The organism is Thalassobacter sp. 16PALIMAR09 (assembly GCF_000765485.1).
Classification (GTDB): Bacteria; Pseudomonadota; Alphaproteobacteria; order Rhodobacterales; family Rhodobacteraceae; genus Thalassobacter; species Thalassobacter stenotrophicus.
In genome coordinates this window covers 659,635-685,644 of record NZ_JHAK01000001.1, presented here as the reverse complement: position 1 = coordinate 685,644, position 26,010 = coordinate 659,635, and the positions used below count along the sequence as shown (strand labels likewise).

The window sequence follows — 26,010 nt, the reverse complement described above, 5'->3', positions numbered from 1 at the left end:
CCCATATGAACCTGTTCGCTGATATTCGCGCCGCCGTTATCACCTCGCTCACTGCTATGACCCAGGATGGGACGCTGCCGGAGGGGTTGGATTTTGCCAACGTCGCGGTTGAGCCACCACGCGATGCGGGTCACGGAGATATGGCGACGAACGCTGCGATGGTTTTGGCCAAACCCGCCAAGAAAAAGCCCCGCGATATCGCGGAGGCGTTGGCCACCAAACTGGCCCAAGATCCGCGGATCGACAGTGCCGAGGTCGCAGGCCCCGGCTTTTTGAACCTGCGGCTCGCGCCCGTGGTCTGGCAACAGGTCGTAGCGGGCGTTTTGGCACAGGGCACAGGCTTTGGCCGGTCCGACATGGGGCAGGGGCGCAAGGTTAATGTAGAATACGTCTCGGCCAACCCGACGGGGCCGCTGCACGTGGGCCACACCCGTGGCGCAGTCTTTGGCGACGCGCTGGCCGCTTTGCTGGAATACGCGGGCCACGTGGTGACGCGTGAATACTACATCAACGATGGCGGCGGGCAGGTCGATGTGCTCGCGCGGTCTGTTTACCTGCGCTACCTTGAGGCGCACGGCCAAGAGGTCGCGTTTGAGGATGGCACATACCCCGGTGACTATCTGATTGGCGCGGGCCAAGCCCTGAAGGACAAGGTTGGCGACGCCTATGTCGATCAACCCGAAGACGTGTGGCTGGCGGAGGTGCGCGGTTTTGCGACCGACGCGATGATGGACATGGTGCGTGCGGATTTGGCCGACTTGGGCATCAAAATGGATGTCTTTTTCTCCGAAAAATCCCTGTACGGCACGGGTCGGATTGAAGCCGCGATTGAGGATCTCAAGGGCAAGGGCCTGATCTATTGGGGCACACTCCCACCCCCAAAGGGCAAAATCCCTGACGATTGGCAGGCGCGGGAGCAATGGCTGTTCCGCTCTACTCAGTACGGCGATGATGAGGACCGCCCGGTCCAAAAATCCGACGGCGCTTGGGCGTATTTTGCGCCCGATATCGCCTATCACTACGACAAAGTGCAGCGCGGCTTTGATGCGTTGATCGACGTTTTTGGCGCCGATCACGGGGGCTATGTCAAACGGATGAAAGCGGCTGTCGCAGCCCTGTCCGAGGAACGCGTCCCGCTGGAGATCAAGCTCGCGCAGATCGTGCGGCTGTTCAAAGACGGCGAAGAATTCAAAATGTCCAAGCGTGCGGGCACTTTTATCACCGTACAAGACTTGCTGCGTGAAGTCGGCAAAGACGTGACGCGCTTCATCATGCTGACGCGCAAAAACGATGCACCGTTGGATTTTGACTTCAGCAAGGTCACTGAACAATCCAAGGACAACCCTGTGTTCTACGTGCAATATGCGCACGCACGGGTGATGTCAGTGCTGCGTAAGGCCCAAGCGGCAGGGTTGCCTTGCACAGACGCGGACCTGACGATGGCGGATCTGAGCCTGCTGGACCACCCGGCAGAACACGCCCTGGCCGCCAAGCTGGCCGAATGGCCCCGCCTTGTCGAAATCGCGGCCCGCACGCATGAGCCGCATCGCGTGGCGTTCTACCTGTATGACCTTGCGTCTGAATTCCACGGCTTGTGGAACCGCGGCAATGATGTGCCGACATTGCGCTTCCTCCAACAGGATAACCCGGCCGCATCAGGCGCAAAAATTGCCCTCGCACGGTCCGTTTCTGTTGTTATTTCAGCAGGATTGGGTATTTTGGGCGTAGAACCGGCGCAAGAAATGCGGTGAAGACCCGATAATCGGGCACCCGCAACGTCGGCGAGCAGAGCAGTTTAATAGCCCCTATCTACCCAAGTTCGGCTTGGGTTGACCTCCCTCGGGGCGAAAAAGGATACAGGCATGACGGACGTCAGGTATTTCGCGCAGGCGACCCCCAAGGCACGTGAAGCTTCAGCCACGGGGGCTGCCTCATTTGGGGTGGTTAACTGGGTTGGGGCAGGGTGCTCATTGGCGCTTGTGGCGGGCCTGATCACCTGGAGCGTGCAATTGACGCTGCGCGATGTGGCCGAGGTGCCGGTGATTGCAGCATTGCAGGAACCGATGCGCGTGGCCCCCGAAGATCCCGGTGGGATGCAGGCGGCCTATCAGGGGCTGTCCGTCAATGAGATCAAGGCTGGTGGTGCTGCGGCGCCCGTAGCTGACCGTGTTGTGCTAGCCCCGGCACCCGTCAACCTTGAGCCTGTGGTGCGGGAACAAGCTGAACCAGAGCCAGTGGCGACTATTGTGCAAACCTCAGCCTCCGCGCCGACGGATGCCGCTGTTGAAGCCCCGCAAGAATACGCATCCCTCAATGTGGCCAACCTGGCCTCTGAGCTGAGCGCGTCGCAGACTGGGGCGAACGCGGATGTCATTCCCGCCTCCGTGCCGGGTATTGCACAATCGGTCCGCCCCGCGCCTCGGCCTGCGAATGTGCGGCGCGCGGCTGCCCCGGTTCAGGTACAGCGCGCTTCGGTTGATGCCGACGCCAGCACCGTAGCGCCCGGCGCGCGGCTGGTGCAGCTGGGGGCGTTCGATACGCCCGAACAGGCGATGGCCGCATGGGAACGGCTTGAAAGCCGGTTCGGCGACTACATGGTGGGCAAGAAGCGCTTGGTTCAAAGTGCAGTGTCTGGCGGGCGAAACTTTTACCGTCTGCGCGTCGTGGGCTTTGATGACGCGACCGCCGCACGGCAGTTCTGTTCCGCGTTTTTGTCACGCAATGCAGCCTGCATCCCGGTCACAGCTAAATGATCCCCAAGACGACCGGCGCCTATATCCTTGGGTGTGAGGGGCCGGTTCTGACGCAGGATGAGGCCGCGTTTTTCAAAGAAACGCAGCCCCTTGGATTTATCCTCTTTGCACGCAACATCGAAAACCCTGATCAGGTACGTCGGTTGACGGCATCGCTGCGGGCGGCTGTCGGGTGGCATGCCCCGATCCTGATCGATCAAGAGGGTGGCCGGGTGCAGCGATTGCGTGCGCCGCATTGGCGGGAATGGCTGCCGCCTCTCGATCAGATGCAAACGGCACGGGATGCTATCCGGTCCATGGAGCTGCGCGCGCGGATCATCGCGCATGAGCTTTATGAGGTCGGGATCGATGTGAACTGCACCCCGACTGCTGATTTGACAACCGCTGACACCCACCCCTTTTTGCGCAATCGCACTCTTGGCCCCGCGCCGGAGCAAGTCATCGCCGCCGCGCGCGCGGTCGTGGCGGGCCAGTTGGCAGGTGGCGTTTTGTCGGTGGTCAAACACATTCCCGGCCATGGTCGCGGAACCAGCGATAGCCACCATGACCTGCCCACAGTGACCACGGATCGTGCGACCCTTGAGGGCACGGATTTCGCGGTGTTCCAAGCGTTACGAGGCGTGTCCCTTGGGATGACCGCGCATGTTGTATATTCCGCGATCGACCCCGAGGCCCCCGCCACGACCAGTCCGATCCTGCACCGCGTAATCCGAGACGACATCGGCTTTGACGGTCTGTTGATGACCGATGATCTGTCAATGAACGCCGTGCCAGGAGATATCCCGACCCGAGCGCGCGATAGCATGCGCGCGGGCTGCGACGTGGTCCTGCATTGTAACGGTGATCGGGCTGAGATGGCAGCCGTGGTGGATGCCACAGGCACCTTGTTGCCCAAGGCCTACGATAGGGCGCAGGCGGCCTTGGCGCTGCGCCAGCCGCCAGCCGCCCTTGACATCAGCGCGGTTGAGGCCGACCTTGAGGCGCTCCTCAACGGATAGGGTCAACCGACCGGCATGTCGCCCCGCACACCTTTGCTTTCTGGGACCGAATGGCCCGCAGACCGTCGCACGGAAACCGATGCGGCGCCTCAGGCACGGGGTATCTCGGTCGAGGATCGGCTTGCGGCCGAAGCGCTGATTATTGATGTGGATGGGTTTGAGGGGCCGCTGGATCTGTTGCTGATGCTGTCGCGCACGCAAAAGGTCGATCTGCGCAAAATATCGGTCCTGCAACTGGCTCGGCAATACCTTGTGTTCGTTGAAAAAGCGGCTGAACTGCGGATTGAGTTGGCGGCGGACTACCTTGTCATGGCGGCGTGGTTGGCCTTTCTCAAGTCGCGCTTGCTTTTGCCGCCCGATCCTACCGCAGAGGGCCCCTCGGGTGAAGATCTCGCGGCGCACCTCGCGTTTCAGCTAGAGCGTTTGGAGGCCATGCGCGATGTGGCCGCGCGACTGATGGCGCGCGACCAATTGGGCAAGGACCGTTTTGCCCGCGGCATCACCGAGGATGTCACCCGGGCCCGGCGCATCACCTATACCGCCACACTTTTGGACCTGATGCAGGGGTACGCGCGCATCCGGACCCGCGATGATTTCCGCCCCTTTATCCTGGATCGCGATAGCGTCTACACGATGGAAGAGGCCTTGGAACGGTTGCGCGGCATGATGGGCTATGTCGGCGAATGGACGGATATTATGTCCTATCTCCCAGCAGGTTGGACCTCTGACCCGGTCAAGCGCCGGTCGGCCACAGCCGCGACATTCGCCGCGACGCTTGAGTTGGCAAAGGGCGGTGCGATTGAGTTGCGCCAAGGAGAGGTCTTTGCCCCCATTCAAATTCGCAGCAAGGCAGAGCGATGACAGAGAGCGACCTACACGACCCAGCGGAACCCACGGACAGCCCCCAATCCGAGAGCTTGTTTGCCGCGCCCCCGCTGGCTGAGCAGGAGCGTATGGTGGAGGCAATCTTATTCGCCAGCGCCGAGCCCGTGGGCATCCCTGAGCTGCACGCGCGCATGCCCCATGGTTGTGACGCCCCCGCCGCGCTGAGCCTTCTGCGTCGTAGGTACGAGGGGCGGGGGGTGCAATTGCTTCGCGTTGGGGATGCGTGGGCGTTTCGCACAGCCGCTGATCTGGGGTTCTTGATGACCCGTGAAATCATTGAGACCCGCAAGCTAAGCCGGGCCGCGATCGAGACACTGGCGATCATCGCCTACCATCAACCGGTGACCCGCGCCGAGATTGAAGAGATTAGGGGGGTCTCTGTGTCCAAAGGCACAGTGGATCAGCTGATTGAGTTGGAATGGGTCAAGCTGGGTAAACGGCGCATGACCCCGGGGCGGCCCGTGACCTTTATCGTGACCCAAGAGTTCCTTGATCACTTTGGCCTAGAAAATGCGCGGGATCTTCCGGGGCTTAAAGAGTTGCGCGCCGCTGGCCTGCTGGAAAACCGGCCGCCGCCGGGCACCGAAATGGCGGATGAAGCAGCGCAAGATGATGGGCAAGATGGGCTTTTTGAGCCTGACGCGTTGGGTGATAGCGACCCGCTGATCGAAGATCCCTAGACGCGCAGTCGCAGTCATCGATGCAAAATTACCGACGCTAAACGCAAAAGGGCGCCCCAAGAGGCGCCCTTCTTTATCTGACTAATCAGACAATTAGCAGGAGTAGTACATGCCGTACTCAACAGGGTGCGGCGTGTGCTCGTAGTTGTAGACTTCTTCCCACTTCAGCTCCATGTAGCCTTGGATCTGGTCTTTGGTGAACACGTCACCGGCCAGAAGGAAGTCGTGGTCTTTTTCCAGCTCGTCGAGCGCTTCACGCAAGGAGGCGCAGACCGTTGGGATCTCGGCCAGCTCTTCTGGTGGCAGATCGTAGAGGTCTTTGTCGGAGGCTTCACCGGGGTGGATCTTGTTGGTGATACCGTCAAGACCAGCCATCAGCAGAGCTGCGAAGCACAGGTAGGGGTTCGCTGCTGGGTCGGGGAAACGAGCCTCAACGCGCTTGGCTTTGGGCGACTCGGACCATGGAATACGGACACAACCGGACCGGTTACGTGCCGAGTAGGCGCGCAGAACGGGGGCTTCAAAGCCGGGGATCAGGCGCTTGTAGGAGTTCGTCGAGGGGTTCGTGAAGGCGTTCAACGCTTTTGCGTGCTTCAGGATACCACCGATGAAGTACAGAGCTTCGTCCGACAGATCGGCGTATTTGTCGCCTGCGAACAGGGGCTTGCCGTCTTTCCAGATCGACATGTTCACGTGCATGCCTGTGCCGTTGTCGCCTGCGATAGGCTTGGGCATGAATGTCGCGGACTTGCCGTAGGCGTGGGCCACGTTGTGGATCACGTATTTGTACTTTTGCAGCTCATCAGCTTGGTGCGTGAGCGAGCCAAAGATCAGACCCAGCTCGTGCTGGCATGACGCCACCTCGTGGTGGTGTTTGTCGACCTTCATACCCATGCGCTTCATCGTGGAGAGCATTTCGGACCGCAGGTCTTGGGCTGCGTCGGTGGGGTTCACTGGGAAGTAGCCGCCTTTGACGCCGGGACGGTGACCCATGTTGCCCATGTCGTACTCAGCGTCGGTGTTCCAGGATGCGTCCTGAGCGTCGACTTCGAACGACACTTTGTTCATCGTGTTCGAGAAACGTACGTCGTCGAACAGGAAGAATTCAGCTTCGGGGCCAAAGTAGGATACGTCACCGATACCGGAGGACTTGAGGTAAGCCTCGGCTTTTTCGGCTGTGCCGCGGGGGTCACGGGGGTAGGGTTCGCCGGTGTCGGGCTCAACCACGGAGCAGTGAATGCAGATGGTTTTTTCCGCGTAGAACGGGTCAACATAGACGCTGTTCGTGTCGGGCATCAGTTTCATGTCCGACTCTTCGATGGATTTCCAGCCAGCGATGGAGGAACCGTCGAACATGAAGCCTTCGTCCAAGAAGTCTTCGTCTACGAGGTCAGCAACGATCGTAACGTGCTGCAGTTTGCCGCGTGGATCAGTGAAGCGGATGTCGACGTATTCGACGTCCTCGTCTTTGATCATCTTAAGAACAGCGTCTTTGCTCATGGAGCTTCCCCTTTGTGCTCTGTGTTTTGTGTGAACTGATTAGACAGCATCGTCGCCGGTTTCGCCGGTCCTAATGCGGATGGCTTGCGCGATGTCTGAAACGAAAATTTTACCGTCCCCGATTTTGTCGGTTTTGGCAGCGCCAACAATGGCGTCGATGGCTCCGTCTAGCATGTCATCGGCGATGACAAGCTCGATTTTGACCTTGGGCAGGAAGTCGACGACGTATTCGGCGCCGCGATAAAGCTCGGTATGGCCTTTTTGGCGGCCAAAGCCTTTCACTTCCGTAACCGACAAACCCTGGATGCCAATTTCTTGTAGGGCTTCTTTTACTTCGTCGAGTTTGAACGGCTTAATGATGGCTTCTATTTTTTTCATTCCCAGCTCCTCCTACGCAGTTGGAAACGGGCAGATCACTTCTCAGGAGGGGGTGCAATTGGGTAAGGTGCTGGCGTGGGGGTGCGTTTGGGGATTCTGGAGGTGCCGCTTAAAATTTAGGCGTATAGTTCAATAATTGTGCGCTTTTTGAAGGGGCTGGTGGTGTGATGACCGAATTGCTGACTTCGGCCGAGATACGGGCGGTGGAAATGGCCGCGATAGAGGCTGGATCTGTTACGGGGCTGGCCTTGATGGAGGAGGCAGGCCAAGGCGTCGTGGAGGCGGTGTTTAAGCGGTATCCCCATCTCGCAGTGGGTGACCATGTCTGCCACGTTTTATGCGGCCCCGGCAACAATGGCGGCGACGGATATGTCATTGCGCGGCTGTTGGCGGCGCGCGGTTGGGCGGTGCATGTTTTTGCTTTGGCCCCCGCCAAAACACCCGATGCAAAGCATAACGCCGAGCGTTGGGCGCAAGGGTCCGCGCCGTTGACTGTTACAGCACTGGCCGCAGCACCTGCACCGGATTTGACGGTTGATGCGGTCTTTGGCACGGGGTTAACGCGCGGCCCGGGCGAAGATTTGGCTACGGCGCTGCGCTGTGCCTATGACCGCTCTGCCGTGATCGTTGCGGTGGATGCGCCCTCGGGTCTTTGCCTCGACAGCGGTCGTTGGCTCGGCGGCGCAGATGGGTGTGTCGCGGCTGATATGACAGTCACGTTTGAGAGCCCAAAGGTTGGGCATTATTTGGCGCAGGGGCCTGAGGCTTGTGGTCAATTAGAAACTATCGATTTGGGACTGTCCGATTGGCGTGCCGCGCGATCCGCATCTGCGGCTGCGAGTGAAAATGTGCGCTTGCTGGATCCCGCCCAGGATACAGCGCGTTTGCGTGCGCATTTCACAAAGGGTCAGGGGCATAAGTATAGCCATGGTAATGTCCTCGTTGTGGCCGGTGGCATGGGGCGCACGGGGGCTGCACGGTTGGCGGCACGTGCTGCACTGCGAGTTGGTGCGGGCGCGGTGACACTGGCCGCACCTGGCAGTGCTATGATGGAATGTGCCAATCAGGTGACGGCCGTGATGCTACGTCGTTGTGACAGCGGTGCGGATCTGGAGGCGCTTGTCGGCGCGGGCAAAATCTCAACGCTGGTGATTGGCCCGGGCCTTGGGCTTGAGGAACGCCACGCCGGTTTAGTGCGAGCTGCCTTGGCCACTGGGCTGCGTTGTGTCCTTGACGCGGATGCCCTCACGCTAATCGCGCGGCATCCAGAGTTGCGCGCGGCACTGCACGCCGGATGTATTTTGACACCCCATATCGGAGAGTTCGCACGGCTTTGGCCGGATTTGGCGCAAAGACTAACGGATGGGGATGAGGCGCTGACAGGCCCTGCGTTTTCGAAAATAGACGCAACTCGGGCTGCTGCGGCATCCGCTGGTTGTACTGTTTTGCTCAAGGGACCTGATACCGTGATCGCTGAGCCAAACGGTTATGCCCATGTGCATGCGGCTGTCTATGATCGCACAGCGCCGTGGCTGGCCACGGCAGGGGCGGGCGATGTTTTGGCTGGGTTCATTGCTGGCGGCATGGCGCAGTCAACGCGAGATGCCGCGTGGTGCGCAGCGGCAGCGGCTTGGTTACATGTAGAGGCCGCGCGCACATTTGGTCCCGGCCTCATTGCGGAAGATTTGCCAGAGACCGTTCCCGATGTCTTGCGCAAGCTTTTCGGCGTCTCGCCCAGCTAGTCGCGGCGATTGGGAATAGGGTCAAGGCACATGCCCGCGCTGAGCAGCTCCAAGCCGTTTGCATAGACGACGGATGGCATTGTGAAATGCAGAGCCACCATCTTTTCGGCATCGCGAACGCAGTCCCGTACGATTGTCCCGTCAATCAAGCGCGAGGCTGCCACCCGCGCTTGCTGACGCCCATAAAGCATCATGGCGCGCCAATCGCGCACGACAATCGGTTGATCCGGCAGAACTTGCATATCGCAAACAGGCCGTCCAACGCCGAACGCATTGGCGGGAATATGCACCATCTGCTGGTGCATATTGGGCGTGCGCGTGATTGTCGCCACAAGCGGTAGAACACCATTGTCGCGCGTAATGATCCGGTCACTGGTTTTGAGGCGGGCTGCGGGTTTTTCACCAGTGCACGTCAGTATTTTCGTATCTGCCGTGACCCCGTGAACAAGGGACATGTGCGTCATGATGCGCGATCCAGCGCGCGGGGAAGGGGGGCTGTCATGTTTCATGTTGCGGCCCGGTGTGCCCCGCAATCCGTAAACAGCACCCTAATATTAGCCCTCGATGCGCATCAGGTTTTCATCAAATTGCGGGTAGTTTTGACCCGAAATGGCGCGCCATTGAGCGGGCAAGGTCCGGGACGCGCCAGAAAGGTTCTCTCAGGCTGCAAAATTTCAAGAGAATTTTCCATAGTCCGGGCATTTCGCGCATGTTGCCTCTTTTCTCCCCGCTCCGGCTTTGCTAACCAGCCCTCACTGCGGCTGTGGTGAAATTGGTAGACACGCTGGTTTTAGGTACCAGTGCTTTTAGCGTGGGGGTTCAAGTCCCTCCAGCCGCACCAACCAAATAGACATTTGAACACGCATGCACTGCCTAGGGTCTGCAAAGCGTTCCCACAGTTTTGGTATCTGTCTTCAAGGTGACGCTGCCACGACGTCTTTGATAGCCTTCCACTCTTGAGATTATGTTGGTCGACCTCTACCCGTTGAGGCAGAAACTCGGGGGGAAGTGGATGCGAGATCACGTTCGAGCGATTTTTGAAGCAGGTGTCGCAGCGGCGGACCCGTTTGAGGCGGTGACTGCGGCGCTGCAAGGGCTGTCTAGTCCAACCCATGTGATTGCACTGGGCAAAGCCGCGCCGCGAATGGCCGCAGCGGTGCATGCGCAGTTCCCTGGCATCCCGAGCCTGATTGTCACGACCGACCAACCTGTGCCTGAGCTTGAAAATACACAGGTCATGATTGGGGATCATCCGGTGCCATCTGAACGCTCAGCGGCGGCGGGGGAGGCGGCGCTGGAATGGCTTGCAGCTATCGCACGCGAACACGGACCAAAGGCCCATGTGCTCGCGCTTATCTCTGGCGGCGGCTCGGCGTTGTGCGTGGCCCCAGTGGCGGGCGTCACGCTTGCACAGAAGGCAGCGGTGAACGCCAGCTTGTTGGGCGCGGGCCTAGATATCGTACGCATGAACATCGTGCGCCAAGCCCTGAGCCGCACCAAGGGCGGTGGGCTTTTGCGTGCGGCGTTGCCCGCGCAGATGACCAGCTTTGTGCTCTCGGATGTGGTGGGCGACGATCCGAGGGCGGTGGCCTCTGGTCCCACGGCTGGGCCGATCTCTGACATTGCAGAGGCTCGGCAGATCGTGCGGGATGCGGGGCTATGGGCGGACATGCCGGTGTCGGTACAGGCCGCGCTGAGCCGAGAGGACCGCGCCAACGCAACGCCCCGCGCAGAGGTGCGCATGGTCGGCTCCAACGCATTGTCGGTGCGGGCGATGAGCAAAGCGGCACCTGATGCGCGGGTGATTGATGCAGCCCTTGAGGGCGACGTTGCGGAGGCAGCGGCGCAGATCGTGACGCTCGCACGCTCGGGCAGTGGGATGTGGCTCATGGGCGGAGAGACGACGGTGCTTTTGCGCGGAACGGGGCGGGGGGGACGCAATCAAGAACTGGCTCTTCGGGTTGCACGGGCGCTGCGCGACCTAGATCACCCTTTCGTCTTTTTGTCTGGTGGCACAGATGGGCGGGACGGCCCCACGGATGCCGCCGGTGGTATCGTCGACAACGGCACATGGGCGCGGATTGGTCCCGAGGCCCAGGCACTGTTGGAGAACAACGACAGCTATGCCGCCCTGTCGCACGCGGGCGATTTGCTGCAAATGCCAGCCACTGGCACCAACGTGGCTGACCTGCAAATTCTATGGGTGGGTGCGGGCTAATGTCGAGCGCGGATGGGTCAAGCGGCCTTTCGCAGCGTCGGTCTTTGCCCCTAAACGTCCATCTCTAGCGCGCACGACAGATAGTAATTGCGGGCAATCGCGTTTTGCTCGCTTTCGCCCAGAATACGCAGGCAAGCGTGTTTGAGGCCGCGCGCCTCTGCCACATGGTGGCCTGTGGCGATAAGTCGATCACATAGCTCCATCGACCACTGTGGATCGTCGGCCTCTTCCGCGGCCAAAAGGACTGCGTTCGGTCCGCCGGCAAGCGCGATCATCCGGGTAGCCTCATCCTTGGGGGATAGGCGGGCAAGATTGGTTGGGTTTCCATCAAACCAACCCAGCGCGCTTTGCGCATAGGCGCGGACGGCCCAATCGACACGGCCATAGACCTCTTGCAGGTGCGGCTTAGAGGCGAGCGCTTGGGGCAGGGCAATGGATTGCGCCAAATCATCTACCGAGCGGCCGGAATTCAACCCTTCAACCGTGGCAAGGATGATGTGCCGGATGGCGTCGCGGTAGTCGCCCAGTACTGCTTGGATGGTGTCGGCCCCGACGACGGGCTTGGTGTGCCCGGGGGCTAGAACCTCAGCCTCGAACGCGATCAAGCGATCTAGGGACCGCGCCCAGACTTCAAAATCTCGCGCGCCAGAGCCGCGTATCGCGGCAAGGTTGGGAAAGGCCGCGTAATAGCTGCCGCCACAAAACAACGTGCGGGCCTGAGGGTGCCAGACAACGATGTGGTCCGCACTCTTGCCCGGCGCGCTGTGCAATTCCAATCGCAGCCCGTCGTCTTCAAGAAAGGCGCCATCGGCGTCAACGGTCCGTGTCGGCGGTAAGTACCCCGTGCCGCGCGCCCCACGAGAAGACTTTGCATAGCCTGAACCGGCAAAGATTTGATCCTCTTTGGGCAGGTCCGCGCCCACGATGCGCCGCGTGCGCCGTGCCCGTGCCGCAGAGGCGGTGGGTTGGTTCGTGGCCGAGTTTTGCGAGGCAATCTCTGGCTGAAAGCCAGTGGCGGCAATGATCTGAGTGCTATCGTCGGCGAACACGCTGGCCCCGCCGATATAATCGCGGTGCCCATGGGTGTAGATAAGCGTGCGAACGGGTTTTTGCGTGACCTTGCGGACTTGCGCCAAAACCGCTTGGGCGGCGTTAATGCTGTCGGTGCTATCGATAACCACAAGGCCGGTTTGGCCTTCGATGATGTGGACGTTTGCCTTGGCAAACCCCACGGCAGACCACACCCCTGGGGCGAGTTCCGTAAACGATTGCGAAAAGTGAGCCGCATAAGTGGCAAGCAGCGGGTGGGCGCGATTTGGCATGGTCGGTCTCGGTGGTGTCAGGAGTTTCTGACGGTCTGGGCGTCTAGTTTAGTCGATCCCTTGCCCTTCGTCTACCCAGTGTTACCTATGTAACGCGCAGATATCGAAAGCGAAAATCGTTGCAAATTGCACAAGGGGCGAGTGGAATGTTGAAAAATGCACTGATCGGGGTTGGGCTGATTGCGGCCCTTGGTGTGGCCTACGTGCGCTATGCGCCGCTGTATCCAAACCAATGGCATGTTGATCCCGCAACGGTTGAGCGGACGGGCAAGCCCAATGATTTTCTCATGGCAGAGGGTGGCGATCAGCCTCCGGCGGTATTTGCTGCCGATGTGGTCACCGTGGCCGCGGCACTGGACGCAGTTGTTGCATCGGAACCAGCGACGTTTGTGATGGCCGGGGCTGCATCTGATGGGTTTGTGACATATGTTCAGCGGTCCAAACTGATGGGCTTTCCCGACATGATCTCGATCACCCTACAACCCGTGGAGGGCGGCACAATGATGCACGCCTATGCCCGCGCGCGGGATGGGCATTCGGACCTAGGGGTGAATGCCGCGCGGATGACCCGCTGGGTCGCGGCCCTAGAGGCGCGGCTGGGGTCAGGTGGCTAGCTCGACACGCAGCCTTCATATTGTTCGCGCCATGTCATCGTGTTCAGGCTCATGTCGCACAGGGCCGTGAAACTGCGCCCGCCGACCGTGAGGCAGCGCAATTCACCAAGCGCTACGGGCTGGCCCTGACCATCGCGGCAGTAACACGACGGCTCTTTCGCGATAACAGGTGTGGCGCTCAGGGCAAAGACAAGGCAGAGAAGCGGGGTAAACGTTCGTTGCATTTAGATCTCCCATCGGTCTGAGTATCCAAAGATAGCACGCGCGGCCCTCTTGACCAAACTGGCGCAATCGCCGAAGTGACCAAAATGATACCCATGGACACCTTGGCCCAGATCACGGGCCGGTATGAATACATCGAAGCGCAGCTGAACGCGGGCCCAAAGGCCAGCGAGATCGCTGCGCTGACCCGAGAGTATTCGGAGCTTACACCCGTTGCAGAGCAAATCGCGGCCTACCGGCAGATGTTGGACGACATCGCGGAAGCTGAGACCATGCTGGGCGATCCGGAAATGAAGGAATTGGCTGAGGAAGAGTTGCCCGCGCTCAAGGCTTCTTTGCCTGAGTTGGAGCATTCCCTGCGGCTTGCGCTTTTGCCCAAGGATGCGGCCGATGCCAAACCCGCGATCCTCGAAATTCGTCCGGGCACTGGTGGGGATGAGGCAGCCTTGTTCGCAGCAGACCTGTTCGGGATGTACCAACGCTATGCTGAGGCCCGCGGTTGGAAGGTCGAAATCATCGAACAGCAGATGACCGAACTGGGCGGGCTCAAGGAATTGACCGCGCGGATTGTTGGTGAAAACGTGTTTGCCCGGCTTAAGTACGAAAGCGGTGTGCACCGGGTGCAGCGTGTACCGTCCACCGAAAGCGGAGGGCGGATTCACACGTCTGCAGCGACGGTTGCGGTCCTACCGGAAGCCGAGGATGTGGATATCGACATCCCCGCGACGGACATTCGCATCGACACAATGCGGGCCAGCGGCTCGGGTGGGCAGCACGTCAACACGACCGATTCCGCCGTTCGGATTACCCACTTGCCCACGGGGCTGATCGTCACCTCGTCCGAGAAATCGCAGCACCGTAATCGCGAAATCGCGATGTCTGTCCTGCGCGCTCGGCTGTATGAGGCAGAGCGCGCCCGGATCGACGGCGAACGCTCTGCGGACCGCAAGGCGCAGGTCGGCTCGGGGGACCGTTCAGAGCGGATTCGCACGTACAACTTTCCGCAAGGACGCATGTCCGATCACCGCATCAACCTGACGCTCTACAAGCTGGACGCCATTCTTGGCGGCGATTTGGATGAGACGATTGACGCGCTGACCGCGGACGCGCAGGCCCATCAACTTGCCGAAATGGAGGCATGAGCGGGACCACCCTTCGCGCGCTGTGGCTATCGGCGCGGGCGCAGTTGGCGGCTCTGCCCAAGGATGAGGCGGAGCGCGACGCCCGGCTTTTGATACAGGCGGCATTCCGCCTAACCTCTGCCGGCTTCACCGCGGACTTGGGTCGGATTGTGCCTGAGGGCGATCCTTGCAAGGATCATCTGGATTGGATGCTCAGCAAACGCGCGCAACGAATGCCCGTCAGCCACATCCTGCGCGAAGCGGTGTTTTGGGGCCGCACGTTTGAGGTCACATCCGCGACCCTAGCGCCTCGCGGCGATACCGAAAGCCTATTGGCTGAGGCGCTCTCTGTCCCGTTCGACACCATGCTTGATTTGGGCACCGGCACGGGGTGCCTAGGGATATCACTCCTCGCGGAACGTAAGGCCGCGCAGGGGGTTGCCACTGATATCTCTGTTGAGGCGCTGGCTGTGGCTGGGCGCAATGCTGTTCGGCATGGGGTTGAGGCGCGGCTCAGTTGTATCCAAAGCGATTGGTTGGCGCAGGTCACAGGCACCTTCGATCTGATCGTGAGTAACCCGCCCTACATCACCGAGGCTGCCTTTGCGACTTTGGCCCCAGAGGTGCGTGAATATGAACCCAAAACTGCGTTAACCCCCGGGGGCGACGGGCTTGAACCGTATCGGATTTTGTGTGCGCAGACGCCGGCGTACTTGGTGCCGGGCGGTTGGTTGATGCTCGAGATCGGCTATGACCAAGGTCCCGCTGTCGCCGCCTTGATGGAGGGGGCGGGGTTGCAACGTGTCACTGTCGTGGCGGACCTATCGGGGCATGACCGTGTTGTGCGCGGGCAGCGCGCGCCGCTTGCATTGTGATTGTCAGTCACGCCGGTGCCCAGATGGCCCTTAAGGCCCGCGCAAACCTCACTATCTTAAGGGGGTATCGCATTTTGCACTTGCCCCGTTCGGCCGCACATGTTTATTGGAAGGGTGTCGCAAGTCTGGCAGAACACGCCAGCGCCTCACTGAACCACTTACATCGCGGGGACAACGCAGCCATCTATCGGCGCACCCTGCTTCCCAGCCGCCCTGTGCGGCCATAGCTTATAAAGCCAAAAACCGATATCCTCATGAGATCTTCCAAGTCCCGCTCGCGGAATAAGAACAATCGCAATCGCTCTGTTGGTAATGTCGTCAACCGGGTTTTTGACAGCTCAGGTCCCGAGGGCAAGGTGCGTGGCACCCCTCAGCAGATCATCGAAAAGTACAACCAGCTTGCGCGTGATGCGCAACTGTCTGGCGACCGCGTTGCGTTGGAAAATTTCCAACAACACGCGGAGCATTACACCCGGCTTTTGGCCACCGCTCAGCGGGAACAAGATGCGCGCCGTGAGGCCCAAGAGGCCCAGCAGCAACAACAGCAGAACCGCTCTGATCGCAACCAAGATCGCAATCAGGACAGGGACCGCCAGCAGGATCGCGGCAACCACCGCCACCAGCAGCAACCCGAGGCAGCGCCTCAGGTTGAGGACCCAGCCACAGCCGCTCAGCCCGAAGTGATGGAAGCAGATGCGCCCGTCACCTTGGTTGAAACGCCGGAGACCAAGGTTGACGCGCCCCCCAAAGCGGCTCGCAAACCTCGGCCGCGCGCGCGTGCCAAAGCCCCCAAAGAGGGTGCTGAGACTGCATCTGAGCCAAAGACCGACAGCCCCGAGACGCCCGCCGCTGAATAGGCGTGGGCTGTTAAGGCTGGCGGATGATTGCTGCGATCCCGTAGCGCTCAATCTCTCGTGACATTTGACAATGCGCCTGCGCGTACAGCGCGCGGGCGTTACTTGCGGTTTCCTGCGTCCAGTCAGTGAGGGTCGTGGGCAGCGGGCGCGGGGCAGGGCAATCGCGAGCCATCCGTGGCCCCTTTGCGACCCATTCAGCCAACCCTTCCTCCCTCCACAGAACGCGGCGCGCCCAAATCGGCGCAAGGCGGCTGCGCGCGGCATGGGTCAACTCGTGGCGCAAAACGATGGGATCAATTCCAAATGGTGTGATCAAAACGGCTCGGTGCCCGTAGGCCGCCCCTAACGCGTCGGGTGCCTTAAGTCGCACAGTACAGGCCTGTGTCGTGCAGACCAAAATCGTTACATCCGCAGAGCCGAGGCCAAAAATGCGCTCCACATCGGCCCGCGCAAAGGCTGTCATCTGTGTCAGACCGAGCAGGGCAGCACGATCCGGGTCATCTACCCACAGCTGATTGTCGATCCGGTGCAAACCAAAGCAGGGCGGGCAATACGCCGCCAGAACCGGCGGGGCCTTGAACCATAGAAAACCCAAGGCTCCGACAACGGCGAGCGTGCTCAGTATGGCAAAGCGGCGCAGCAGCCGCAGGATCAACCTAGGTGGCAGGATCACCCGCCACTCATGCGGCAGCGACCGCGCGGGCGAGGGCGCAGAACCCTTCGAGCGGAACTTGTTCGGCCCGGTCTGTGGGTTTGAGGCCTGCGGCGATCAACCGATCTTCAATGTCCGGTGCGATGCCCTTTAGTGCGGATCGCAGCATTTTGCGGCGCTGGTTAAAGCCTGCCGCGACCACGCGGTTCAGAACGGCGGCATCCGCCTCAAATCGGGCTTTGGGCAGCGCCGTAAGGTGCACCACCGCAGAGGATACTTTGGGCGGCGGCGTGAAGGCCTCAGGCGGCAGGTGCAGCGCGATATGCGCATCGGCCCGCCACTGCGCAAGAAGCGCGAGGCGGCCATAGGCCTTGGACCCCGGTGCGGCCACGATCCGCTCTGCCACTTCCTTTTGGAACATCAGCGTCATAGAGCTCCAGACAGGGGGCCATTCTTTTGGGGTTAACCACCGCACCAACAATTCCGTGCCCACGTTATAGGGCAGGTTGGCGGCAATCCGGATGGGCGGCGTCAGATGCGCCAATGCGTCCACGTCGAGCGCGTCGCCCTCGATGACCTCGAGCTGTCCGGGGTAGGCTGCGGAAATCTCGGCCAAAGCGGGCAGGCAGCGGGGGTCTTTTTCTACGGCCAGAACGCGGCGTGCGCCTTCCGCCAAAAGCCCACGGGTCAAACCGCCGGGACCGGGGCCGACCTCCAGAATGTCAGAGCCGCTCAGATCACCTGCCACACGAGCAATCCGCGCAGTTAGGTTGAGGTCCAGCAGAAAGTTTTGCCCAAGCGATTTGCGTGCGCTTAACCCATGGGTTGCGATGACGTCACGCAGCGGTGGAAGGGGATCGATTTGTGCCATTACGCGACCTTTGCTGCGGCGCGACGGGCCACCATTTGTGCGGCCATGTCGATTGCAGCGGCCATAGATGTTGGGTTGGCGATGCCTTTGCCGGCGATATCAAAGGCGGTGCCGTGATCGGGTGACGTGCGGATGAACGGCAGGCCCAGCGTGACATTCACGCCCCGGTCAAAATCGAGTGTCTTGATCGGGATCAGGGCTTGGTCGTGGTACATACACACGGCGGCGTCATATCCCCGCCGGGCGCGTGCATGAAACATTGTATCGGCGGAGCTAGGCCCCATTAGGTCCAGCCCGTCTGCGCGCAAACGGTCAACTAATGGCGCGATCCAGTCTAGCTCTTCGTGGCCCATTGCCCCGCCTTCGCCCGCGTGGGGGTTGAGGCCCGCAATCGCGATGCGTGGGGCAGTGATGCTAAAATCCGCGGTCAGGCCTTTGGCGGTGGTGCGGATCACCTGTTCCAAAAGGTCCGGCGTCAACGCGGTGGGGACCTCAGACAGAGCGATGTGGATCGTTGCGGGCACCACCCGCAGCGCGTCGGAGGCCAGCATCATCACGACATCAACGTTTCCGCCAAGTGCGGCCAAGTATTCCGTGTGGCCGGGATAGGCAAAGCCTGCGCCGTCTTGCAGCGCCTTTTTGTGGATGGGGGCCGTGACCACCGCGCTTGCGGCACCGCTTTGCGTTAGCTCCACTGCCCGTGCGATAGCCGAGACCACGCCGGGGGCTTGGGCCGCTTGCGGGGTGCCGGGCGTGGCGGGACCGGGTATGTCGTGCACCAGTACGGGCAGACCTTTGGTCATGGCAGCGGGCGCCTCAGCCGGAGTGTCGATCGGCACAACGGATACACCGAAGCCTTCAAAATGCGTCGGGTTTCCGATGGCAAACCGAGGGGCGCCGTCGGCCGAGTAGCTGCGGGCAATAATCTCGGGGCCTATCCCTGCGGGTTCACCGCAGCTGACCGCGAGAGGAAGCATTGTCATGCTCATCCCTGTGGCCGAGCAATCACCGCATCCGCGCGCAATTCATCCAAAAACCCATCGGCATAAGACACGAGCCGTTGTTGACGCAGTTGCCCCCTGATCTGGTCACGGGCGCCTTCGGCGATCTCGGAGGATCGACCGCAGAGCATGATGAACCGCAGCTCTGTGTCTGTGCTCAGCATGGTCGAAACCTCATGCGTGTCCAGCTTCGCGAGCTCTAACGCCAGTTCTTGCGACAGCTCGCTTTGCAGGACTGATTGCCGCGTGACAGGGCTGAGACCGGATAGGTCTTGACCATAGAGGTCTTCGCAAGTGTCCACGCTGTCACGGAGATCTCGGGCTGCTGACAGGGCGGTTTCGGTCCGGGCACCGGGGATCAGGACTTCGGCGTATTCGACTGCTAGCGTCTCGGGCGGTTTTGCGCTTAGCTCCTCTAGATCGCGCAGCAAGAACAGCGCAATGAAGGGGCCAAGGTTGATCGGCGCGCTGATTTCGCCGGGTGCAAGCGTCAGGACTTGGCCCACAACCTGCGGCGGCAGGTTGCCCAATGGGACCCAATCAAGGCGACCGCCGCGTGGGGCTGTGGAGGCCGCGGAATACCGCTGGGCCGCGGCTGCAAAGGCGGCGGGGCTGTTGATCGTATCGGACAGGCGGTTCGCGAGCGCTTCGTTTTCCTCTGACAGCTCGGGCGTCAGGGGCAGAGCGATCTCAGACAACAAAATCCGCGCCGATCCGCGCTCACTTGCCAGCGCGAGGGCGCGGTCGACTTCTGCTTCGCTGATCTGCGCGCGGGGGCCAAAGCGTTGCTGGACCAAGCTGCGCCACAGGGCACCGTTGCGCACGAAATCGCGCAAAGTTTCGGCGGCGACACCCTCTTGGCCAAGGGCCGTGATCAGGGCGTCAGGCTCTAGATTTGTGCGGGTGGCGAACTCCGCAATTCCGGCCTCTAGCTCCTCGGGGGACAGCGTAACCCCGGCAGAGCGGGCGGCCTGCAATTGTAGTGCCTCATCGATGAGTGCGTCGGTGATCGCCTCCTGGCTTACCCCGGGCGAACGCAAGAGCGTCAGGAACAAAACGCGCTGTTGCACTTGAAAGTTGGTCACCACAGTGCCGTTTACGGTGGCGGCCGCGGCGAAGGGGTTCGCGCTCTGGGCGATTGCAGTCGATGTGGTGAGGCTCAGCGCGCCAACAGTCAGCCCACCCGCCAAAAGAGCACCGCGTGCCCCGGTCCAAAGCCTCCGTTGAGCGTGACGCATAAATCCTGCCAGCGATGATGTCATTGCTTTCGTCCTCATCAGAATGTGCAGCTGCGGCGTTGCCCGCGACTGCCCTCATTGCCTGCGCCAAATCCCGTCAGTTCAAACGTCAAACCGACGGTCGTTGCGGGGCGCAGGGTCGTTGTAGCTGTAAAGCGTCTTGAGACGTTGAAGTCCACCCGGACGCAATCGGAATGGTAGCTCAGCCCAACACCTGCGGTACTGGCATCGTTGGTTTCAAAGTCATACCGCCAGTCGACTTGTCCCGTCCAGTCGCGCGCCAAAGCAACGGTCGCATCCAGTGACCATTCGGATGTGTCCAAGAGCCGTCCCGCCGCCGCATCCGCCTCAAGCCATGTAAAGCCCGATAGAACCGAGTACCGAGGGTCAGTGTAGCGGAGCAGGGTTTCAGAACGTGCAAACGACAGTTGATCGTCAAACAATGCGCGGTGGGCCAATTGCAGGCGGTCCTGCACGTCTAGCGATACTGCGGCCAACCAGTCTGAGGATGACCCATCCAACCCGGTACCCGCGTTAAATTGATTTTGGTCCGCATCCCGCACCACGCGACCTAGCGTGAGCCCAAGGTCCCACCCTGCAGGATCGACCCGGGTGTAATTCACTCCGATATTCAACCGATTGCCAGTTTCTCGGACATCGCGGCCCGCAAATCGAGACGTTGAAAACAAATTGCCTTCGTCAAAATCGACAGTTTGGCTGTCTTCGTTTGGCGCATCGCTCAGGGTGTCGCGGGTAAACACGGCCTGAACGATAGGCTCCAGAAGGTGCTGCACGCCCCCGGTCGTTGCCTTTGCTATTGGTATGCGGGCCTCAAATGTCAGGATGGGTGTCACACGTGTGACCGTTTCATCTGCAAAGTTCAGTGGGTCTTGGAGGATTTGATAGTGATCAAGGTGACCCTCTGCGTGCAGCCGTGTCACGAGGCCGGTGTTCCACAGCCAAGACCGTTCCCACTGCGCGCTGAGACCAACGCGTGCCACATCTCGTGATAAGCCCGTCGCAGCGTCGTCGCCCCGGCGGTAATGACCGTGAACCTCTGCGTCCACCGTTGCTATCCCACCTATCATGTCGGGCGCAAAGCGCCGCGTTGTGCTGACCGAAGTTAAAATTGTGGGCAGGAAGCGGTTATCCTCGCTTTCGCGTAGGGATTGAAAAGCGATGATCTCTGCTTGGTTAATGTGCTTTCGATCCACCCGGGCAAGGGCGAGGCGGCTGGTCAATCGGTCCAAGTCCGATACACCGTAGGTTACGAGGTAGTCGGGGTCGGAGGTTGTCTCGACATCAAATGTGAGGGTGTAGTCGTGCGCGACATCGAACGTCCCTTCGGCGAACACATATCCGCGATAGGTATCCGGGGTGAGGCCATCGAATGTCAGCGCTCCATTTACTTCTATCGTGCCGTTCACAAAGGCTTGGCGGTAGCGGGCTTCTAGCGTCTCGGTCCCGCCGCTCGTCACATAGGGTGTCAGCGTCAGATCACGGCTCTCATCAATAACGTGAAAGTACGGGATCTTGATCCCGGTGCCGAGTTGATCGTCCGAGCTGAGTTCGGGTGCGAGAAACCCGCTGGAGCGTTCAAGCGTTGGGTCGGGCAACCTGATTTGTGGTAGATAAACCACCGGCACGCCCAACACGCGCAGTTGGGCTTGTTCGAAATACAATTGCCGTGCCTGCGTGTCGTGGATCACCCGCTTTGAGCGTATTTGCCAAAGCGGCACCGGGTTCTCAGCACAGATGGTGCAAGAGGACGCGACCGTTTGGTAGGCCTGCACAAATCGCCCATCGCTGGAGCGTGAAATCTCGGTCGCGGCGATTTGCAACTGCTCGTCGAGCACCAACCGCGCTCCGCGCAGCAGCCCGCTTTGCAGGTCAGGCGACAACTCTGCGAAGTCGGCGAAGATGACGGTCGTTTCGTCGTCACGCAGAGTGATGGGTCCGTTGATTGACAGGCTGTCGTCTGTTTGATCATAGCGGATCTCGCCTGCCTTCAGCTGAACGCCGTCGTAGAATACCTCGACGTTGCCTTTGGCTGTGAGGGTGCCTGTTTCGCCTGAAAAATCGATCGCATCCGCAATCAAAAGCGCGGGGGGCGGTGTCTCCTGCGCTATGGCATGGCCAAGGCTTAGGATGAGTCCAAGGGCGGTTGCCGCAAGCGGGGATATCAGGGGGGACATAGGCCGGGGCATTACCCTTCCTCTCTGTGCAAAAGGACGCCGAGGCCGACGCAAATGGCGGCTAACGGGGGCGCCCATGCTGCGATTTGAACAGATAGTTGACCGTTCTCACCCAAGACTTGCGCAAAGGACCGTAGGAAGAAAATGCCAAAGCCGACGATCAGAGCGATCAACACCATTTTGCCCACGCCGCCTGCGCGGGCATGGCCCATGGAAAAGCCCGCCCCAATCAAGACCATGGCCATGAGCATGACCGGCGAGGTCAGTTCCATCGCCAGCCAAACCCTGTGTTGCAGGCCTGAGAAACCTGCGGCGTTGAGTTGGTTGATGAAGCTCGGCAATTCATAGATCGGGATCGCGGAAGGCACGCCAAAACTGTCGCGGATTTGTGCCTGCGTTAGGGTTGATGGCAGTTTGAGCATTGGATGCAATGATGCATCACGTTCGGGGTTGCGGCTGCTGCCCAAAGGCCAGCTTTTGGCATTTTGAAGGCGCCACTCGGAGCCCTCTGGTGCGACCGGCGCAAGCCGCGCGCGTGACGCATCGATCCGTGCGATCATCGATCCTTCGGCGTCGAACTGTAGGAACGTTGCATCGAACAAAACCGTCCCGTCCAAGGATGACCGTGCCGCGCGAATGACGGTTTGCCCCGCTCCGTCGCCTTGCCGCAGCCACACGCCTTCTGGCGATAGGGACAGGACGGAGGAAACGCCGCTGCGCAAAGTATCCGAGACACGCTCATATTCTGATTGGGTGGCCGCAACGATGGGGTTCAACACGCCCAGCCCAAACAGGCCCAGTAGGAATGCCCCGCCGATGGGCGCGACAAGTGCCGACATGCCAGATCGTCCCGAGGCCCGTATGGCCACTAATTCGGAAGACCGTGCGAGGCTCACCAATAGGGCCAGCGTTGACAGGATCACGATCAATGGCAAAATTTGGTACAGGGCGGCTGGCAGGTTCAGCGACGCGAGGCGAAAGCCGTCGCGCAACCCGCCGCCGTCTTGGTCCAACCGGCGGACCTGTTCCATCAGGTCAATGGGAAACAGCAGCGCGATAAACACCATTGTCACAAGGCCAACCGTCGCGAAAAAACGACGCAAGAGATACAGGTTGAGGGTCATGCCGGCACCCCTCGGACCAGTTTGCGCGGGGCATATGCGTCCCAGCTGAGCGCGAGTGCTGCCATGCCCATCGTGATAACTGCGGGCAGGTAAGTGACCGGCCAAAGGTCCGCGTTACCACGCACCGCGTTCTCAACCACGTTAGAGGTGAGTTTTAGCAAAATTGCCAAAAATACTGCCGCGAGGATTTGACGCCATAGACCCAGCCGCGAAAAGCTGCCCAGCATCAAAAGTGCAATGGCCAAGACGGGCAGGGCGGCGGCGAATATTGGTTCGGCAAAGCGGTTGTGTCCCTCAAACAAATAGACCCCGCGTTTGACCCCGTCCCGGGCCAAGTCCGTTGCGTCTGCATGCAGCAGCGTGGCCGTATCAAGCGACCTTGGGTCCTTACGCGGGCTCGCTGGTCCGCCGATAAGGCCGGCAAGGTCATAGGTGAAATCTGCAAACGATACGACCGTTAGGCTGCGCGTGTCCGTGTGCAGAGTTTGGGCCGCGCCTTCGAACATGACCAGCCGGGGGCTGTCGCCTGCGCGCAGCAAAACGGCACGTTCTGCCGTGTAGGTCGTGCGCGCCGCGGCGTCCCGGCGATCTTGAAGAAACACGCCCCGTAGCTCGCCTTGCTCCGTGATCTCACGGACGTAGACGGTGATACCGGTGCCGGGGTGCAAAAACTCACCGTCCTTAAGGAACCGGCCGGTGATGTCGCGCGACAGCTCTTGGTTTTGCTCGACCAACATCGTGCGGGACACGGGCACCAGCAGATGGGCCAGAAGTGACAACAGCACCGCGACACACAGGCCGAAATACAGGACCGGGCGCGCCATGGTCCACGGGCTCAGCCCTGTGGTTTGGGCCACGACCAACTCGCTCTCGGCGCTCAGCCGGTTCACGCCATAGAGCGTCGCTACAAGTGCCGAGATCGGCAGCACAGTCAGAATCACGGATGGCAAGGTCAGCAGCGTCAGTTCCAGAAACAACGAAACGTTCGATCCACCCGCAATCAGCCGATCAAACAGGCTGACCGCGCGATTGACCCAATAGACCGCCACGAGGATCAGGCTAAAGAAGCCAAAAACCATCAGGAGATGCGACAGGATGTATCTGTCGAAAGTACGCATACTGTCCCTAGTGCCCCGCCGTGCATCGTGCTTGGCTCTTTTTAGTCCCTTTGGCCGCCCGGTGCGAGTGTAAACTGGTCATTGCCCATGCGGAGGGCTAGGTTGCCGCACAACGCCCACGTAATGGGTTGAGAACAGGGAAGACATACCATGACCGCGCCGATGCAAATTCATTTCAAACACACCGATCTGGAAGGCCTCGCGGCCATTGAGGGCAAGATCGCGATCTTTGTTCCCGAGGAAGGCACATTGTCGCCAGAAGCGCGGCGTTTGAATCGGGTGACCAAAGGGGCTGTCGCGCGGGCAGTTGAGAGCAAGGCGTTTGAAAAAGCCAAAGCTGGCAAGGGCATTGAGATTGGCTACCCCGCAGGTATCGCAGCAGAGGCGATTATGGTGATGAAGCTGGCCCGCCGCCCCGAAGCGGCAGAAGCCCGCGATGCGGGCGCCGCCTTGGCTAAGTTCAAGGGTCGGGGCGCGTTGTTGGTGCTGGGAAGCAGTCAGCGCCGTGCGGCCGATGTCTCACTTGGGCTGGCGCTGCGGGCCTATGAATTTGATGCGCACTTGGTCGACAAGGCCGATGATACGCCCCGTCAAGATACCGTTTTCATGCACAACAAGCCCGAAGAACTCGCGGCAGAGGCCAACCCCCTTGCCGCCATCGCTGAGGGCGTGTTCTTCACCCGCGATCTGGTCAATGAACCTGCCAACGTGCTGACGACCGACGATTTCGCCGCCCGTCTTGCCGCAATGCAGGAGCTGGGGCTTGAGGTCGAAATCCTCGAAGAAGCAGACTTGGAAAAGCTGGGTATGCGTGCGCTTTTGGGCGTGGGTCAGGGCTCGCGCAGCGCATCGAAAGTGGTTGTGATGCATTGGAACGGCGCGCGTGGCACGGATAGGGCGGATGAGCCTCCCTTTGCGCTGATCGGCAAAGGCGTCGTGTTCGACACCGGCGGTATTTCGCTCAAACCTGCGGGCGGCATGGAAGACATGACCATGGATATGGGCGGCGCGGGCGTCGTGGCGGGCGTGATGCGTACTTTGGCGCTGCGCAAAGCCAAGGCCAATGTTGTGGGTATCGTGGGGCTGGTCGAAAACATGCCCGACGGTAACGCCCAGCGCCCGGGCGATGTTGTCCGCTCCATGAAGGGGGACACGATCGAGGTCATCAACACCGATGCCGAGGGTCGGCTCGTGCTGTGTGACGTGATGTGGTACGCGCAGGAGCGGTTCAAGCCCTCGGGTATGATTGATCTGGCGACGCTGACGGGGGCTATCATCATCGGTCTGGGTCATGAAAACGCGGGCGTGTTTTCCAACAGCGACACGCTGTCGAACGACTTTCTTGCGGCGGCCAAGGAAACAGGCGAAGGCGCGTGGCGCCTGCCGCTATCGCCCGCCTATGACAAGCTGCTCAAATCCCGCGTGGCGGACATGAAAAATGTTGGTGGTCGCGCGGCAGGGTCGATCACTGCGGCGCAGTTCCTCAAGCGCTTCGTCAAAGATGAGACGCCTTGGATCCACCTCGACATCGCCGGTGTAGCCTCTGTGTCCTCTGAGACCTCTTTGGCCCCTGCGGGTGCGACAGGCTGGGGTGTGCGCGCCCTCGATCAGCTGATCGCCGACAAATACGAGGCCAAATAGCGCAC

24 protein-coding genes and 1 tRNA gene are annotated in these 26,010 nt (G+C 60.5%); 13 read left to right on the top strand and 12 right to left on the bottom strand.

What is annotated here, in order from left to right; all coding sequences use genetic code 11:
- Window positions 1–5: 5 nt before the first annotated feature.
- From argS to scpB, 5 genes are all read left to right on the top strand, one after another.
- Window positions 6–1,751 carry an arginine--tRNA ligase gene (gene argS / locus PM04_RS03325; protein ID WP_038003594.1) on the top strand — a complete coding sequence of 582 codons (1,746 nt, stop codon included), beginning with the start codon at window positions 6–8 and terminating at the stop codon, window positions 1,749–1,751.
- Window positions 1,752–1,862: 111 nt separating this feature from the next.
- A complete protein-coding gene (locus PM04_RS03320; RefSeq protein ID WP_052068420.1) occupies window positions 1,863–2,753 on the top strand; it encodes an SPOR domain-containing protein in 891 nt (296 codons plus the stop codon).
- Window positions 2,750–3,751: a beta-N-acetylhexosaminidase gene (nagZ, locus tag PM04_RS03315; RefSeq protein ID WP_038003592.1), complete on the top strand. Its 1,002-nt coding sequence runs from the start codon at window positions 2,750–2,752 to the stop codon at window positions 3,749–3,751. Before PM04_RS03320 ends, nagZ begins: the two co-directional genes overlap by 4 nt.
- 15 nt (window positions 3,752–3,766) lie before the next feature.
- Window positions 3,767–4,612: a ScpA family protein gene (locus PM04_RS03310; protein WP_081946044.1), complete on the top strand. Its 846-nt coding sequence runs from the start codon at window positions 3,767–3,769 to the stop codon at window positions 4,610–4,612.
- Window positions 4,609–5,316 (top strand): SMC-Scp complex subunit ScpB, encoded by a 708-nt coding sequence (gene scpB, locus PM04_RS03305; protein ID WP_052068419.1) that lies wholly within the window; start codon window positions 4,609–4,611, stop codon window positions 5,314–5,316. The genes PM04_RS03310 and scpB overlap by 4 nt, the downstream gene beginning before the upstream one ends.
- A 93-nt stretch (window positions 5,317–5,409) precedes the next feature.
- On the opposite strand, the gene glnA is transcribed toward scpB, so the two are convergent.
- Together glnA and PM04_RS03295 are read right to left on the bottom strand one after the other, a co-directional pair.
- Entirely contained in the window at window positions 5,410–6,816 is a 1,407-nt protein-coding gene (gene glnA, locus PM04_RS03300) for a type I glutamate--ammonia ligase (protein ID WP_038003590.1), read from the bottom strand.
- 39 nt (window positions 6,817–6,855) lie between these two features.
- Window positions 6,856–7,194 carry a P-II family nitrogen regulator gene (locus PM04_RS03295; RefSeq protein WP_038003588.1) on the bottom strand — a complete coding sequence of 113 codons (339 nt, stop codon included), beginning with the start codon at window positions 7,192–7,194 and terminating at the stop codon, window positions 6,856–6,858.
- 167 nt (window positions 7,195–7,361) lie between these two features.
- Between PM04_RS03295 and PM04_RS03290 the strand changes: the two genes are divergently transcribed.
- Window positions 7,362–8,936, top strand: a complete 1,575-nt coding sequence (locus PM04_RS03290; RefSeq protein WP_038003586.1) for a bifunctional ADP-dependent NAD(P)H-hydrate dehydratase/NAD(P)H-hydrate epimerase — start codon at window positions 7,362–7,364, stop codon at window positions 8,934–8,936.
- Here the strand turns inward: PM04_RS03290 and PM04_RS03285 are convergent.
- Complete coding sequence (locus tag PM04_RS03285) at window positions 8,933–9,400, bottom strand: Hint domain-containing protein (RefSeq protein ID WP_052077286.1); 468 nt, start codon at window positions 9,398–9,400, stop codon at window positions 8,933–8,935. The two genes, PM04_RS03290 and PM04_RS03285, sit on opposite strands and share 4 nt — an antisense overlap.
- Before the next feature lie 293 nt (window positions 9,401–9,693).
- On the opposite strand from PM04_RS03285, the gene PM04_RS03280 reads away from it, so the two are divergent.
- Window positions 9,694–9,777, top strand: a tRNA-Leu gene (locus PM04_RS03280).
- A 171-nt stretch (window positions 9,778–9,948) separates the two neighbouring features.
- Entirely contained in the window at window positions 9,949–11,154 is a 1,206-nt protein-coding gene (locus PM04_RS03275) for a glycerate kinase (protein ID WP_038003584.1), read from the top strand.
- Between the two features lie 50 nt (window positions 11,155–11,204).
- Here PM04_RS03275 and PM04_RS03270 read toward each other — a convergent pair whose 3' ends face one another.
- A complete protein-coding gene (locus tag PM04_RS03270; RefSeq protein ID WP_052068417.1) occupies window positions 11,205–12,476 on the bottom strand; it encodes an alkyl/aryl-sulfatase in 1,272 nt (423 codons plus the stop codon).
- 146 nt (window positions 12,477–12,622) lie between these two features.
- Here PM04_RS03270 and PM04_RS03265 point away from each other — a divergent pair, with 146 nt between their 5' ends.
- A complete protein-coding gene (locus PM04_RS03265) occupies window positions 12,623–13,090 on the top strand; it encodes a DUF1499 domain-containing protein (protein ID WP_038003582.1) in 468 nt (155 codons plus the stop codon).
- Here the strand turns inward: PM04_RS03265 and PM04_RS03260 are convergent.
- Complete coding sequence (locus PM04_RS03260; RefSeq protein ID WP_052068416.1) at window positions 13,087–13,314, bottom strand: hypothetical protein; 228 nt, start codon at window positions 13,312–13,314, stop codon at window positions 13,087–13,089. The genes PM04_RS03265 and PM04_RS03260 overlap by 4 nt on opposite strands.
- Window positions 13,315–13,398: 84 nt before the next feature.
- Here PM04_RS03260 and prfA point away from each other — a divergent pair, with 84 nt between their 5' ends.
- From prfA to PM04_RS03245, 3 genes are all read left to right on the top strand, one after another.
- Complete coding sequence (gene prfA, locus PM04_RS03255; protein WP_038003895.1) at window positions 13,399–14,454, top strand: peptide chain release factor 1; 1,056 nt, start codon at window positions 13,399–13,401, stop codon at window positions 14,452–14,454.
- A complete protein-coding gene (gene prmC / locus PM04_RS03250; RefSeq protein ID WP_038003580.1) occupies window positions 14,451–15,308 on the top strand; it encodes a peptide chain release factor N(5)-glutamine methyltransferase in 858 nt (285 codons plus the stop codon). The genes prfA and prmC overlap by 4 nt, the downstream gene beginning before the upstream one ends.
- 254 nt (window positions 15,309–15,562) lie before the next feature.
- The gene (locus PM04_RS03245) at window positions 15,563–16,165 is read left to right on the top strand and encodes a DUF4167 domain-containing protein (protein ID WP_038003578.1); all 603 of its coding nucleotides are present in this window, start codon (window positions 15,563–15,565) and stop codon (window positions 16,163–16,165) included.
- 10 nt (window positions 16,166–16,175) lie between these two features.
- On the opposite strand, the gene PM04_RS03240 is transcribed toward PM04_RS03245, so the two are convergent.
- Genes PM04_RS03240 through lptF form a run of 7 tightly spaced genes read right to left on the bottom strand, consistent with a single transcriptional unit; the run spans window position 16,176 to window position 24,364 of the window.
- On the bottom strand, window positions 16,176–16,838 hold the full coding sequence (locus PM04_RS03240) for a hypothetical protein (protein ID WP_038003576.1): 663 nt from the start codon (window positions 16,836–16,838) through the stop codon (window positions 16,176–16,178).
- Between the two features lie 7 nt (window positions 16,839–16,845).
- A complete protein-coding gene (gene rsmA / locus PM04_RS03235; protein WP_038003574.1) occupies window positions 16,846–17,688 on the bottom strand; it encodes a 16S rRNA (adenine(1518)-N(6)/adenine(1519)-N(6))-dimethyltransferase RsmA in 843 nt (280 codons plus the stop codon).
- Window positions 17,688–18,665: a 4-hydroxythreonine-4-phosphate dehydrogenase PdxA gene (gene pdxA / locus PM04_RS03230; RefSeq protein WP_038003894.1), complete on the bottom strand. Its 978-nt coding sequence runs from the start codon at window positions 18,663–18,665 to the stop codon at window positions 17,688–17,690. Before pdxA ends, rsmA begins: the two co-directional genes overlap by 1 nt.
- Before the next feature lie 8 nt (window positions 18,666–18,673).
- Window positions 18,674–19,951 carry a peptidylprolyl isomerase gene (locus tag PM04_RS03225; protein WP_052068414.1) on the bottom strand — a complete coding sequence of 426 codons (1,278 nt, stop codon included), beginning with the start codon at window positions 19,949–19,951 and terminating at the stop codon, window positions 18,674–18,676.
- Window positions 19,952–19,965: 14 nt separating this feature from the next.
- A complete protein-coding gene (locus tag PM04_RS03220) occupies window positions 19,966–22,134 on the bottom strand; it encodes an LPS-assembly protein LptD (RefSeq protein WP_038003572.1) in 2,169 nt (722 codons plus the stop codon).
- Window positions 22,134–23,246 carry an LPS export ABC transporter permease LptG gene (gene lptG, locus PM04_RS03215; protein WP_038003570.1) on the bottom strand — a complete coding sequence of 371 codons (1,113 nt, stop codon included), beginning with the start codon at window positions 23,244–23,246 and terminating at the stop codon, window positions 22,134–22,136. The genes PM04_RS03220 and lptG overlap by 1 nt, the downstream gene beginning before the upstream one ends.
- A complete protein-coding gene (gene lptF / locus PM04_RS03210) occupies window positions 23,243–24,364 on the bottom strand; it encodes an LPS export ABC transporter permease LptF (protein ID WP_038003568.1) in 1,122 nt (373 codons plus the stop codon). Before lptF ends, lptG begins: the two co-directional genes overlap by 4 nt.
- Before the next feature lie 150 nt (window positions 24,365–24,514).
- On the opposite strand from lptF, the gene PM04_RS03205 reads away from it, so the two are divergent.
- Window positions 24,515–26,005, top strand: a complete 1,491-nt coding sequence (locus tag PM04_RS03205; RefSeq protein WP_038003566.1) for a leucyl aminopeptidase — start codon at window positions 24,515–24,517, stop codon at window positions 26,003–26,005.
- Window positions 26,006–26,010: the final 5 nt, after the last annotated feature.

Excerpts from the sequence above, each read along its gene's own strand:
- argS (WP_038003594.1), top strand. The coding sequence starts at position 6 with ATGAACCTGTTCGCTGATATTCGCGCCGCCGTTATCACCTCGCTCACT.
- PM04_RS03320 (WP_052068420.1), top strand. The coding sequence starts at position 1,863 with ATGACGGACGTCAGGTATTTCGCGCAGGCGACCCCCAAGGCACGTGAA.
- nagZ (WP_038003592.1), top strand. The coding sequence starts at position 2,750 with ATGATCCCCAAGACGACCGGCGCCTATATCCTTGGGTGTGAGGGGCCG.
- PM04_RS03310 (WP_081946044.1), top strand. The coding sequence starts at position 3,767 with ATGTCGCCCCGCACACCTTTGCTTTCTGGGACCGAATGGCCCGCAGAC.
- scpB (WP_052068419.1), top strand. The coding sequence starts at position 4,609 with ATGACAGAGAGCGACCTACACGACCCAGCGGAACCCACGGACAGCCCC.
- glnA (WP_038003590.1), bottom strand. The coding sequence starts at position 6,816 with ATGAGCAAAGACGCTGTTCTTAAGATGATCAAAGACGAGGACGTCGAA.
- PM04_RS03295 (WP_038003588.1), bottom strand. The coding sequence starts at position 7,194 with ATGAAAAAAATAGAAGCCATCATTAAGCCGTTCAAACTCGACGAAGTA.
- PM04_RS03290 (WP_038003586.1), top strand. The coding sequence starts at position 7,362 with ATGACCGAATTGCTGACTTCGGCCGAGATACGGGCGGTGGAAATGGCC.
- PM04_RS03285 (WP_052077286.1), bottom strand. The coding sequence starts at position 9,400 with ATGACGCACATGTCCCTTGTTCACGGGGTCACGGCAGATACGAAAATA.
- PM04_RS03275 (WP_038003584.1), top strand. The coding sequence starts at position 9,949 with ATGCGAGATCACGTTCGAGCGATTTTTGAAGCAGGTGTCGCAGCGGCG.
- PM04_RS03270 (WP_052068417.1), bottom strand. The coding sequence starts at position 12,476 with ATGCCAAATCGCGCCCACCCGCTGCTTGCCACTTATGCGGCTCACTTT.
- PM04_RS03265 (WP_038003582.1), top strand. The coding sequence starts at position 12,623 with ATGTTGAAAAATGCACTGATCGGGGTTGGGCTGATTGCGGCCCTTGGT.
- PM04_RS03260 (WP_052068416.1), bottom strand. The coding sequence starts at position 13,314 with ATGCAACGAACGTTTACCCCGCTTCTCTGCCTTGTCTTTGCCCTGAGC.
- prfA (WP_038003895.1), top strand. The coding sequence starts at position 13,399 with ATGATACCCATGGACACCTTGGCCCAGATCACGGGCCGGTATGAATAC.
- prmC (WP_038003580.1), top strand. The coding sequence starts at position 14,451 with ATGAGCGGGACCACCCTTCGCGCGCTGTGGCTATCGGCGCGGGCGCAG.
- PM04_RS03245 (WP_038003578.1), top strand. The coding sequence starts at position 15,563 with ATGAGATCTTCCAAGTCCCGCTCGCGGAATAAGAACAATCGCAATCGC.
- rsmA (WP_038003574.1), bottom strand. The coding sequence starts at position 17,688 with ATGGCACAAATCGATCCCCTTCCACCGCTGCGTGACGTCATCGCAACC.
- pdxA (WP_038003894.1), bottom strand. The coding sequence starts at position 18,665 with ATGCTTCCTCTCGCGGTCAGCTGCGGTGAACCCGCAGGGATAGGCCCC.
- PM04_RS03225 (WP_052068414.1), bottom strand. The coding sequence starts at position 19,951 with ATGACATCATCGCTGGCAGGATTTATGCGTCACGCTCAACGGAGGCTT.
- PM04_RS03220 (WP_038003572.1), bottom strand. The coding sequence starts at position 22,134 with ATGCCCCGGCCTATGTCCCCCCTGATATCCCCGCTTGCGGCAACCGCC.
- lptG (WP_038003570.1), bottom strand. The coding sequence starts at position 23,246 with ATGACCCTCAACCTGTATCTCTTGCGTCGTTTTTTCGCGACGGTTGGC.
- lptF (WP_038003568.1), bottom strand. The coding sequence starts at position 24,364 with ATGCGTACTTTCGACAGATACATCCTGTCGCATCTCCTGATGGTTTTT.
- PM04_RS03205 (WP_038003566.1), top strand. The coding sequence starts at position 24,515 with ATGACCGCGCCGATGCAAATTCATTTCAAACACACCGATCTGGAAGGC.